Genomic DNA, 9,785 nt, shown 5'->3' on the forward strand with positions numbered 1-9,785 from the left:
TTGCCACGATCGCGCCGCAGGTTTTATCGCTCCGTTTTAGCATTTTGTCGTTGCGGGGAAGTCGTTGCTTTTCAGCGGGTTGGCCCTGGCGTGAAGCACTAGGCTAGAGGGTACGAAGTTGTCGCGGTAGGATGGTAGTCGCAGCCCCGGCCCGATCATCGGTCGGGGCTTCGCCTTTGTTGCGGCTATGTGTCTGTTTTTTTGACCGCTTCACGAACCCTTCTGTAGATTGCGGTATGCGTTGAAGTGGCGGATTGCCTTCGCCGCGTCGCCAAGCTCTTCGTGGATACGCGCGGCGTTGAAGTGTGCATCGGCAAAGTCCGGCGCGTGTTCGATACAAAGCTCATACGATCGTAATGCTTCGCCAAAGCGCCCTGAGTCTTCCAGCGCGACCCCGACATTGAAGAGCAACACTGGATCGTTCGGTCGGTAGCGCAAAGCTTCGCGGTAGACCGCTATCGCGTCGTCGAACCGCTGGGTGTGCATGAGGATGCCGCCAAGGTTCAACGATGCGTCGGTATAGTCGGGCACACGCGCAAGCGCAGCCCTATATTCCGATTCGGCAGCGTCAATGTTTTCCTCTTCCAACGACCGCGCGCGGTAGAAGAAGACAGTCGCGTCTTCGCGGGCCCTGTTGGATGACTTGCGCGCCGGGCTGCTCGATGGCGGGCGCCGCGGTGATCTTGTTGCCCGCGATCTTCTTGTCGATCTCAGCCAAGATGCGCTCTTTTTCCTCATCCTTGTACGCCGCCGCGTCATAGTTGTCGACGCGGTACTGCTCGATCAGTTGCTCGGCGAGCTGCAGTTCGGTCGGCTGGATGTCCGTCTCTTCGATGCCGATATCTGCTTGGGAACGGACATCATCGGCGTAGAGCAGAGTCTGGAGGATCAAGCCGTCGTTGCCAGCGCGCACCTGCACCATGTGCTGCTTGCCCTTCCACGTCCAACGGGCTACCGCGCACGTGCCGCTGTCTTTCATGGCTTCCTGCAGCAGCCGGTACGGTTTGCCGCCCCGTTTGTCGGGCGCGAGGTAATAGGGCTTGTCGAGGTATATCGGATCGATCGCCTCGGTCGGCACAAACGACACAATGTCGATTGTGTGGCTCGCGCTCGCTTCCAGCGCCTCAAGTTCAGACTTCTCGAAGATCACGTACTTCTCTTTTTCGAACTCGTAGCCCTTGACCATATCGGCGCGCTCGACGACTTTGCCGTCGTGGGGGCAGACGTATTGCTGTCCAAGCCGAGTACCGCAGTCATTGTGCATCAGATTGAAGCCGACACCGGACTTGCTTTCCGTTGCGGTATAGGCCTTCACCGGGACCGAGACAAGGCCGAAACTAAGAGACGGAATCAAAAAGACACCGCTGGGGGCTGTTAACCTTTTCGGCAAGCTGTTAACCTTTGGCCATCTGAACAACTGGAGCCAAGGATGGGCGCGCCGATTGTTGAGGACGAACTGTGGGCACTGATCGAGCCATTGCTGCCGATGCCAAAACCACGGCGCAAGAAGTATCCGGGACGGTTGCCGGTTGCGAACAGGGCTGCACTGAACGGCATCCTGTTCGTGCTCAAGACCGGTATTCGCTGGCGCGACCTGTCGACAAAATTAGGATTTGGCTCGGGCTCAACCTGCTGGAGACGGTTGCGAGACTGGCAGAAGGCGGGTGTGTGGAAGCGATTGCACGAACTACTGCTGGCGAAGTTACGCGAGGCAGGCGAACTGGACTTCTCGCGAGCAGCCGTCGACTCTTCATCTGTGCGAGCCGTTGGGGCGGGCGAAAAACTGGCCCGAACCCCACGGATCGCGCGCGACCAGGTTCCAAGCACCACATCCTGGTAGACGCCAACGGCGTTCCAGTCAGCGCGATCCTGACAGGCGCGAATCGCAACGACGTCACCCAATTGCTGCCACTCGTTGACGCCATTCCGCCGATACGCGGCGTACGTGGCCGACCTCTTCAGAAGCCCAAAGTCATCTACGCAGACCGTGGCTATGACTCCGAGACACATCGCCAGAAGCTTCGCAAGCGCGGCATCAACCCGGTGATTGCCAAGCGCCGGACAGAGCACGGGAGTGGTCTGGGCAAATTCCGATGGGTTGTCGAGCGTACTCATGCGTGGCTTCACAATTTCCGTCGTCTTCGTATTCGCTTCGAACATCGCGCCGACATTCACGAAGCATTTCTAAAACTCGGTTGCTCCCTCGTCTGCTGGAACATCTTCAGACGGACGGAGCAGCCTTTTTGAATCCGTCTCTAAGCGTCATCGATGCGATCGAGCGGGCAGCCATATGAAAACCTCTCGCGTAGGTTGTCTGGCCGGCCACACTCGAGTCTCCCTAGGACAGGGGTCGGATTCTACACAAGCGGCGAGGCCAACCGGCAAACCATGCAAAATGGGTGCCACGGCACACGAGTTGCGATACAAGCCATTGCGTGAAACGCGAGAAGCGTTCGTCCATTCGCGGCCGTTATGATGTGTTGCAACGAGGGTGGAAAAAAGTGTGCACCAGCTACGAGTCTAATCCGAAAGACCGCTTCGACGTCTTTAGCCTGTTCCCGGCGCCGAACTTCGACTACAAGCGGGATATCTACAAAGACTATGACGCACCGATCTTCCGCCGTTTTGACGGAGCGTATTCAACCGATGCGGCAACATTTGGGTTGGTCCCTCGAAAGTTCATACCAAAAGGCGCGAAGGTATTTACAACGATGAACGCGCGATCAGAGACAGTTGGGCAAAAGGAGAGCTTTCGCTCGGCGTGGAACAAGCTCCAACTTGCCCTGATCCCATGCAACCGGTTCTATGAGCCTAACTATGAGACCGGCAAGGCCGTTCGCTGGCGTATTGGAACGGCAGGTGGTGCGCCGCTGGCGATCGCGGGTCTGTGGCGCGAATGGAAGGATCCGACTGTCGGCTCTAAAAGCTTGAGCATGACGATGCTTACGGTGAATGCTGATGATCACCCGCTGATGAAGCGGTTTCACAAGCCTGGCGCGGAGAAACGGTCGGTGGTGATAATCCCCCCGACCGAATATGAGGACTGGCTCTCTTGCAAGAGCACTGCCGAAGCCCGGTCGTTTCTGCAACTGTACCCAGCGGACGCGATGCATGCGGAACCGTTTCCTTTGCCGCCTCGCGAGCCGGCGCAGCCGAAACAAGATCTTGCGCAGGCATCGCTTTTGGCCGACAACGGCGGCTGACCTGATGACAATCGCTCGCCTAGGGTCGGCTGGCTAGCGCACGCTCGATCTTGCGGTCGGTTTTGTACTGGCTCAATGCGAAGACCGACCAAATCGCGGCGGGCAGCCAACCGATGATGGTGATTTGCAAGAGCAAGCAAATGATTCCCGCGATAGGGCGCCCGATCGTGAAAAACTGAAGCCACGCGACGATGATGGCAAGGAAGAGGCGCATTTTTTGATAAATGAGAGTCTGACGAGACTGGAATAACGGCGTATTAATCAGTTTCTTAATAGGGCGGATCGTGCATCCGCCCCTTGAGCATGTTAGTTGACGAGCAAAGAGCCGCCATTGCCAAGGCCGCCTTTGACGTTCTGCGCACGATATTGCCGAACAGCGCCAATAAGGTTATTGAGCGAGTCGGTGAACGCCGCAACCACCACCTTGCCTTGTGTAGTGCGCGCATAGGCACTGCCGCCGGCGCCAGCTGCGCCGCCGAAGCCGCCAGCGAGCACGCCCGAGAGCATGCCGTAGTCGACGTTGCGCGCCGATCCCTCGGCTGCTGCCAGTTGGACACTCGAGCGGTTGTCGACGAGCGTCAGCATCGTCGAGGCTTCCTGCGCTTTCATCGTGCCCGCGACGCCCGCCAGGGCGCCACCGACGACAGGCACGAAGGCGAGCAGGCCTGCCGCACCGCCGCCCGCGTCACGGTACTGAAGGTCACGCTCGGGCTGATCGTGTAGTCGGCCGCGACCATCTGGCCTTTGTGCATCTTCGAGGTCTTGCGCAGTTCGCCCGATGCGTTCAGGGCGCGCTCACCCATAGCGGTGCCGAGCGCGCGGCCGCGATCGACGATCACGAAACAGTTGCTTTGCTGGACGAGCAGCTTGAGCACTGGCACCGTCGAGCCAAGCTGGTATTGACCAGTGAGAAGGCCGTACCACGGTGCTTCCGTATCCTCGACGATAGCGACAGTGCCGAGCGGCGCCGGGCAGTGCTGCAGGCCTGCATTGGCGTTCTGCGATGCTTCGCCGGCAGCGGAACCAGTCGCCGCCGTCTTGGCGGATTGCGCGCCCGGCTGCATCTGTGAGCAAGCGGACAGGGCGAAAACGGACAGGGCGGCGATGCCGATCATTTTGAGCTTCATGGTTCCTCGTTGTAGTCGTGAGTTCTTGATTTGTGGCGCAACGGCCGATTGAGCCAGCAGCGGTTGCGCGGTCACCGCGCAGACGCTTTCATGAGCGAAGACAAGGCTACCGGCCGTGGGCGCGCCTCGGATTTAGAAAGACGCCTGCTTTTGAGCGTCTTTTCGTTATCTGCGCTGTCTAACGCCAGCGGCGCTCGAGCCGGGTCACTCGCCACCACACGCCGTCGAGGCTCGATGCTTGCGCGCGAACGCGACGCATCGCCCTGCGCTTCATCATCAGTCCGCCGTCCTTGACGAACCCCATGCCTTTCAATGCCTCAGTGGTGTATCGTTTTCTCAACGTCGCGTAGATGCGAGTCATGACGACTTGCCGACCGCAGCAGTGGCCACCTTCGGAGGGCAGTCGAAGCCAGTCCACTCCCCACGGATCACTTCCACATCCGCGCGGTTCGCTCGTACAAGAACGTCTCGCGACCCGTTTGTTTCGTCGAAGAGTCGAACATACGAACTGCCGCCCACGCCATGCCACACGGCGCGGGCGTCGCGCGTGCCCCATTTATCCGTGTTGGGCAACTTGCAGAACTGGACCTTCACACCGCTGGCCGCTGCGATCGCGGCTAACTGCGTATGCTCAGCATCGGAGAAGATGACAACCTGGCCGGGCGCCGAGCGCACGCCGAGATTAACCATCGACAGATTCAGAATTGGCGGGGCGGGTAGCTACGAGCGTGTCGAAAATGCTAAAAGCGGAGGTGGTGCCTCCGCTCCTTTTTGGGATCAACTCAGTTTGGTTGCTGTTGCGGCCTGCTCTTTCGTTGTCATTCAGGCACGACGTGGAACTGCTTCTCGTTGCCCATGACTTTGGCTGATGCAATGGCTTCCGTCGTGAACGACCAGGTGACGTCGATAGGATGCGTGTCGCCATGCAGCGCTTTAAGCACGCCGGTCACATGAACCGAATACGCGGTGCTGCCCTTGAGTGCGGTGTACGGGATGCACATGGCACTGTTCGTCACTTCCGTGTTGCTGTCGGGCGTGAGTTGCAAACACGGGACGTCATTGCCGCCGCTATCAGTGATTTTGATGCTTACCGAGGTCAGGTGCCCCGTTAGCTTCGCCTGAATCGTCACCGGATAGCCCACGTAGGTGTTCTGGTACTGCGGCTGACTGGCAAACGGATTCGGGTTTTCGGCCGCGAACCACCTAGCCGGCACACCCGTTTGACCGGAGTACGGATACGCGACGAGTTGCGTATCGCCAACGACCGGGGTGAATCCGCCGAAGTCAATGTTGACCGCTTCCCACGTTGTACTGGTCGACGCGCCAACACCGAGTGATGTATAGCCCTCAAGCATCAAAAAACGGTGGAACGGCGCGTCGAATAGCGATGTAACGCCGGTCAACGATGTCGAAAAAGCCCGAATGTCTCCGGCTGTCGTAACTTCACCGAACACGGCATCTGAGCGAGTAAACGGCGACTGCCCCGTGTAGCCTGGAAGTCCTTGCGTTTCGTTATGCCCGGTAGCCTGGTTCAGAACCAAGTAGTTGGCGTGGTTCAGCGACGACGTAACCAGCTGCTGGTCAACGGTGAGTTGATTGAGACCGACGTTGTGGCGTACCGCGCTCATAAATGCGATGCTGTCCGCTGTCGGGTCCCCCGTAGGAGAGACATTCTGCGGCACAGATGCGGGCGGGAGCAGCGTTACCTTCTGCGACGAGGTCAGAGAGCCGGTCTGATCGCCCGCGTTTGTGGAACCAGTGCCGGCTTGGCTACTTGTGCTGTTCGAGTCGGAGGAACTAGAGCCGCCGCCGCACGCAGCGAGTACGGCGATGGTCAGCGCAGTCAACGCAGAGACGCGGGCGGACGGATATACGAAACACAATCTTTTCAAAATAAAGCCTCGTTAATTCGTGGGCGCCTGCGCGGCGTTCTGATTGTTTCGTCGCCGATCCGGTCGTAAGCGCAGGATCGTTGACCACCAGTGTTGTCCGAAAAGGCACTTGTCAAGGCGGTGGAGTCCCGCCCACTGCATGGTCGCGCTGCGGACTATTGCGAATTCGGTATGCCAGCCCGGACCAGCATGAGCATGGTGAACAGAACGCCGGTTCCTGAGCGGGCGAAAGCTACGATTTTTCGAGCGCCTTTCGCCCGTAACTGATGATGGCCGGCGATGTATCGTTCGCAAGGGTGAGCGCGGCCGCTGAACGGAGCGGAACCGCTAAGGCCCGGCGTCAAGCGACCGATAGAAGGGTTGGCAGGCATTGGCACGTCATGTCGCGGTTCAGGCCGCGAGTGAAAGCAAAAAACGAGATGAGGCAGATGAAAATGGTTGGAAACAAAGTTGTCGCAATCGCGTTGATGGTGGCTGTCGGCGCAACCGGCTGATGAGAGCGCCGGGACAAGGCTCGGCGTTGAACTGACCGAAAAAAGATCGAACGATGGGAAACCCGGAGGAAAAATGCAGACGGAGGTTTTTATGACGGCACTCGTCGCGCTGCTTATTTGCGGGGCTGTCATAGCTCGGATGATGTGGCGCGGCTCTCTGATCGGGCAAATCCTTCTCTTCTCCGCACCCGCCGTGTTTCTGGCATGGCAAGTGACGCATCGGATACGTGAGCGCTTGCGCAGCAATTAGAGCCGGAAAGCCTGAACGAAGATAAACATGAGCCGCTGCCAGATAGACGCCGCTGACTGACCCACAAACAACACGAATATGAGCGCCCTAGCAGAATCCGCGTTAATCAAAGCGATGGCCGAGAAGATCGAGCGTCTTGAGAAAGAGCTTGCGACCTGGCAGTCAGCGTCGCACCTCCCTTCACAGTTGGGAGACTTTGCGCGCATTTTGCGCAGTTATGGCATTGCCACCGTTTTTCATGCCGGAAAGATCGATCCCATAGACGGTGGGGCCGCGGCCGAGAGCCTGCGGCCGGCAGTGGAACAGTTTGGCCGCCGCGAGCGCCTTACCCCGGCGTGCAAGACGAGACTGATCGCGGAGATTTCCGGATCCCTGTTCGACGCTACCGACGGCTTCGACGCAGTTAAGAAAGCCAAGGTGGCTTGAAAGTACAGCGACAAGTTCGGAGACGATCGACCAGTTTCGCGTGGGTAAAATTGGACGCGTCTACCTTTCGCGCCGAGGTCAGCGCATCCGACTCTATGGCTTTCTCGAATCGACGATCGACGTATCTCCAACTTGGCGCAGTGGAAGCCTACGCGCGCCGGAAGCGTCGCGTCATGAAAATCGCGGACAGTCCGGTCCTGTTCACCGTGCAGGCGGCTGACCCGATGATCATCCCCGAGTCGCTGTTCGCGCTGAAAGAGGGCGACTGCCTTTCTCCGAGTGACCTCGAGCCCGTTGTCCCCGGTCTCGCCGACACGCCAAGCTCCTTCGGACCGGCGACGGCGGCGAACCCCCTGCACACGCTCACGGCCCTTACCGACGGCATCCTCGTCGTTCTCGAGCTGGCGCAGGAGGCGCAAAGGGATTCCGCGCGAGCGGAGGCGAAGCTACGCGGAACCCTAGCGCGGTTCATCGTGACGATGCTCTGGCCGCCGGGATCCGAGGTGGACGAAGCGCAGCATGCCTTGGCAAGCCGACCGTTCGGATAGGTGGCGAGCTTCGACGCCGCGAAGATCTTCTTCTCGTTGAGCCGTTCACGCTGCAACGCAAGAGGATGCCGGTCGAACGTGAAGCCCGTCGAGCGATAGTCGCTAAGCGCCTGCGCCACATGGGTCGGCCCGGCTATCCGCGTACACACGCGTATTTACATTTACTCGTCAATCGCTTATAGTACATCCATCGTACATACGCAACGAGGAGCGAGATGCAGACCACGCGAGTTTTCAGGAACGGCAATTCCCAGGCCGTCCGCATTCCTGCTGACCTTGCCTATGAGCGCAGCGACCTTGAACTTGAGATCGAACGCGTGGGCGATGAAATCCGCATCCGACCGGCGCGCCGACCGCTCGCGGGTGTGTTGAAGAAATTCGCCAAATTCAGCCCCGACTTTATGGCCGAGGGACGAGGCGAGCAGGAACAAGCAGAACGCGAGGGCTTGTAATGCCGCGCTTTATGCTCGACACCAATATGTGCATCTACCTGATGAAGAACCAGCCCGAGCAGGTGGCGAAACGCTTCGCGGAGTGCTTTGTCGGTGACGTGGTCATGTCAGCTATCACGTATGCAGAGTTGGAATACGGTGTCGCCGTTTGTGCGAATCCGGCGAAAGAGCGGCGCACCCTCGCCGCGTTGACTGAGGACATTCCGGTGGCTCCGTTCGATGCTGCGGCGGCGATGGCCTATGGCCCGATTCGTGAGGCTACTCGGGAGCGCAAGAAGGACCACCTAGATAAGCTGATCGCCGCACATGCGGTTGCGCTCGACGTTGTCCTTGTCACGAACAACACAAAAGACTTTGTCAGTTATCCGGGCGTCAAGCTCGAGAACTGGCGGAGCGATTGAACACGGAAAACGAACCATGTCCAATTTGACTCCAGCGCTTGCTCTGCGGGCAGCGATCAACGTTTTGCGCGATTCTGCTGAGTCACGCAAGATGCCCAACGGTGAGCCGCTAACCGATGCCTCAGTGCAGCTCCATTTCGACGCGGCGGACTTGCTCGATGAGTCCTTGTCGGACCTTCGCGACCACGAGTAAAAGGAAGCGACGCAGCCCATTAGGGAGATGACACGATGCCGACTATCGAACTCCGAATCAACGATCGTGAACTTGAAGCCGAGCTTACTGCTGGACTTAGGGTAATCATTCGTGAGCGCGATGTGGCCGAGGTTGCTTACTCGCTGAGTGAAGCATTTGCCGCGCTGCTTCCGCACGGTCCGGAGTATGTGCTCCGGTCAACCGTCGACGATGCAATCAGGGCACTGTTACGAAAGCACGCACTGCCCAACTGAAGGGAGAAAGAATGGATGCGCTGTATGCCGCGGATGCGGCTCTGAAAGACGCCGTGCCTGCGGCGGTGCAACGCCATCGGACGGCAGGTACGCTGACCTGGGCGCTGATTCATAGAATTGAGTCGGAGATTCTCAGTGAGGTTGCGTCCAAGGGCGAACATAGCGCGAGGATGCTGGGCATGTTGCGAGCGTCTCCGGCATTGGGCTATCCAAACGACGACCGACCGGTTTCGTTCGAAGGCCACGACGTGGTTCCCTCGGTCTTCGGCGCGATCTACGCCGAGTGGAAGCGCATCAACTGACAACGAGAAACACTCAGCGATACCTTATATGGCATGGACTTAACAAGCTCATTCTCCCTTTGGGGAACGGATTGAGTGTGGCCGGTGTACCGCAGCGTCGGCTGCACGGCGAGGGACCCAGCGACCGAGAGACCACTTCCGTGTTCGGCCATGTGCAGTCGTTGGTTTCCACGGCATGAAGGACAGTCGAACGGCGGCTTTGCACCGTATAGCTGTCCGTCACCCAGCCATTGTGATCAAGAC

At 58.8% G+C, this 9,785-nt stretch carries 17 protein-coding genes and 1 pseudogene; 10 read left to right on the top strand and 8 right to left on the bottom strand.

Annotated elements, in window-relative coordinates:
• Positions 1–210 precede the first annotated feature (210 nt).
• Positions 211–588, bottom strand: a complete 378-nt coding sequence (locus QCE73_RS36885; protein WP_309885780.1) for a tetratricopeptide repeat protein — start codon at positions 586–588, stop codon at positions 211–213.
• Positions 569–1,354 (bottom strand): Ku protein, encoded by a 786-nt coding sequence (locus QCE73_RS36890; protein WP_309885781.1) that lies wholly within the window; start codon positions 1,352–1,354, stop codon positions 569–571. The genes QCE73_RS36885 and QCE73_RS36890 overlap by 20 nt, the downstream gene beginning before the upstream one ends.
• A 132-nt stretch (positions 1,355–1,486) precedes the next feature.
• Between QCE73_RS36890 and QCE73_RS36895 the strand changes: the two are divergent.
• The 3 genes and pseudogenes from QCE73_RS36895 to QCE73_RS36905 all read left to right on the top strand — a co-directional run.
• Positions 1,487–1,624 (top strand): annotated as a pseudogene (locus QCE73_RS36895) (transposase); the annotation flags it as partial.
• Between the two features lie 44 nt (positions 1,625–1,668).
• Positions 1,669–2,247, top strand: a complete 579-nt coding sequence (locus tag QCE73_RS36900) for an IS5 family transposase (protein WP_309885782.1) — start codon at positions 1,669–1,671, stop codon at positions 2,245–2,247.
• 254 nt (positions 2,248–2,501) lie between these two features.
• Positions 2,502–3,203 (top strand): SOS response-associated peptidase family protein, encoded by a 702-nt coding sequence (locus QCE73_RS36905; protein ID WP_309885794.1) that lies wholly within the window; start codon positions 2,502–2,504, stop codon positions 3,201–3,203.
• Between the two features lie 19 nt (positions 3,204–3,222).
• On the opposite strand, the gene QCE73_RS36910 is transcribed toward QCE73_RS36905, so the two are convergent.
• The 6 genes from QCE73_RS36910 to QCE73_RS36935 form a co-directional block, all read right to left on the bottom strand.
• Positions 3,223–3,417: a YqaE/Pmp3 family membrane protein gene (locus QCE73_RS36910; RefSeq protein WP_309885783.1), complete on the bottom strand. Its 195-nt coding sequence runs from the start codon at positions 3,415–3,417 to the stop codon at positions 3,223–3,225.
• Between the two features lie 92 nt (positions 3,418–3,509).
• Positions 3,510–3,812 (bottom strand): hypothetical protein, encoded by a 303-nt coding sequence (locus QCE73_RS36915; protein WP_309885784.1) that lies wholly within the window; start codon positions 3,810–3,812, stop codon positions 3,510–3,512.
• On the bottom strand, positions 3,809–4,330 hold the full coding sequence (locus tag QCE73_RS36920; protein ID WP_309885785.1) for a hypothetical protein: 522 nt from the start codon (positions 4,328–4,330) through the stop codon (positions 3,809–3,811). The genes QCE73_RS36915 and QCE73_RS36920 overlap by 4 nt, the downstream gene beginning before the upstream one ends.
• Before the next feature lie 178 nt (positions 4,331–4,508).
• A complete protein-coding gene (locus QCE73_RS36925; RefSeq protein ID WP_309885786.1) occupies positions 4,509–4,691 on the bottom strand; it encodes a hypothetical protein in 183 nt (60 codons plus the stop codon).
• Positions 4,688–5,020 (bottom strand): hypothetical protein, encoded by a 333-nt coding sequence (locus tag QCE73_RS36930; RefSeq protein ID WP_309885787.1) that lies wholly within the window; start codon positions 5,018–5,020, stop codon positions 4,688–4,690. The genes QCE73_RS36925 and QCE73_RS36930 overlap by 4 nt, the downstream gene beginning before the upstream one ends.
• A gap of 128 nt (positions 5,021–5,148) precedes the next feature.
• The gene (locus QCE73_RS36935) at positions 5,149–6,177 is read right to left on the bottom strand and encodes a CAP domain-containing protein (RefSeq protein ID WP_309885788.1); all 1,029 of its coding nucleotides are present in this window, start codon (positions 6,175–6,177) and stop codon (positions 5,149–5,151) included.
• A gap of 867 nt (positions 6,178–7,044) precedes the next feature.
• Here QCE73_RS36935 and QCE73_RS36940 point away from each other — a divergent pair.
• From QCE73_RS36940 to QCE73_RS36970, 7 genes are all read left to right on the top strand, one after another.
• Complete coding sequence (locus QCE73_RS36940) at positions 7,045–7,392, top strand: hypothetical protein (RefSeq protein WP_309885789.1); 348 nt, start codon at positions 7,045–7,047, stop codon at positions 7,390–7,392.
• Between the two features lie 173 nt (positions 7,393–7,565).
• A complete protein-coding gene (locus QCE73_RS36945) occupies positions 7,566–7,940 on the top strand; it encodes a hypothetical protein (protein ID WP_187608276.1) in 375 nt (124 codons plus the stop codon).
• A gap of 215 nt (positions 7,941–8,155) precedes the next feature.
• Complete coding sequence (gene vapB / locus QCE73_RS36950; protein WP_008345055.1) at positions 8,156–8,392, top strand: type II toxin-antitoxin system VapB family antitoxin; 237 nt, start codon at positions 8,156–8,158, stop codon at positions 8,390–8,392.
• Complete coding sequence (locus QCE73_RS36955) at positions 8,392–8,793, top strand: type II toxin-antitoxin system VapC family toxin (RefSeq protein ID WP_309885790.1); 402 nt, start codon at positions 8,392–8,394, stop codon at positions 8,791–8,793. Before vapB ends, QCE73_RS36955 begins: the two co-directional genes overlap by 1 nt.
• Before the next feature lie 16 nt (positions 8,794–8,809).
• On the top strand, positions 8,810–8,986 hold the full coding sequence (locus QCE73_RS36960; protein WP_008345052.1) for a hypothetical protein: 177 nt from the start codon (positions 8,810–8,812) through the stop codon (positions 8,984–8,986).
• Between the two features lie 35 nt (positions 8,987–9,021).
• Positions 9,022–9,240, top strand: coding sequence for a hypothetical protein (locus QCE73_RS36965; RefSeq protein ID WP_062268030.1), 219 nt, complete (start codon positions 9,022–9,024; stop codon positions 9,238–9,240).
• An 11-nt stretch (positions 9,241–9,251) separates the two neighbouring features.
• Positions 9,252–9,542 (top strand): DUF2471 family protein, encoded by a 291-nt coding sequence (locus QCE73_RS36970; RefSeq protein WP_187608278.1) that lies wholly within the window; start codon positions 9,252–9,254, stop codon positions 9,540–9,542.
• Positions 9,543–9,785 lie beyond the last annotated feature (243 nt).

The organism is Caballeronia sp. LZ029, assembly GCF_031451275.1.
In the GTDB taxonomy this organism is placed as follows: domain Bacteria; phylum Pseudomonadota; class Gammaproteobacteria; order Burkholderiales; family Burkholderiaceae; genus Caballeronia; species Caballeronia jiangsuensis.

Coding starts and splice junctions, on each gene's coding strand:
- QCE73_RS36970 (WP_187608278.1), top strand. CDS start 9,252: ATGGATGCGCTGTATGCCGCGGATGCGGCTCTGAAAGACGCCGTGCCT.
- QCE73_RS36960 (WP_008345052.1), top strand. CDS start 8,810: ATGTCCAATTTGACTCCAGCGCTTGCTCTGCGGGCAGCGATCAACGTT.
- QCE73_RS36955 (WP_309885790.1), top strand. CDS start 8,392: ATGCCGCGCTTTATGCTCGACACCAATATGTGCATCTACCTGATGAAG.
- QCE73_RS36940 (WP_309885789.1), top strand. CDS start 7,045: ATGAGCGCCCTAGCAGAATCCGCGTTAATCAAAGCGATGGCCGAGAAG.
- QCE73_RS36930 (WP_309885787.1), bottom strand. CDS start 5,020: ATGGTTAATCTCGGCGTGCGCTCGGCGCCCGGCCAGGTTGTCATCTTC.
- QCE73_RS36915 (WP_309885784.1), bottom strand. CDS start 3,812: ATGAAAGCGCAGGAAGCCTCGACGATGCTGACGCTCGTCGACAACCGC.
- QCE73_RS36920 (WP_309885785.1), bottom strand. CDS start 4,330: ATGAAGCTCAAAATGATCGGCATCGCCGCCCTGTCCGTTTTCGCCCTG.
- QCE73_RS36965 (WP_062268030.1), top strand. CDS start 9,022: ATGCCGACTATCGAACTCCGAATCAACGATCGTGAACTTGAAGCCGAG.
- vapB (WP_008345055.1), top strand. CDS start 8,156: ATGCAGACCACGCGAGTTTTCAGGAACGGCAATTCCCAGGCCGTCCGC.
- QCE73_RS36945 (WP_187608276.1), top strand. CDS start 7,566: ATGAAAATCGCGGACAGTCCGGTCCTGTTCACCGTGCAGGCGGCTGAC.
- QCE73_RS36925 (WP_309885786.1), bottom strand. CDS start 4,691: ATGACTCGCATCTACGCGACGTTGAGAAAACGATACACCACTGAGGCA.
- QCE73_RS36910 (WP_309885783.1), bottom strand. CDS start 3,417: ATGCGCCTCTTCCTTGCCATCATCGTCGCGTGGCTTCAGTTTTTCACG.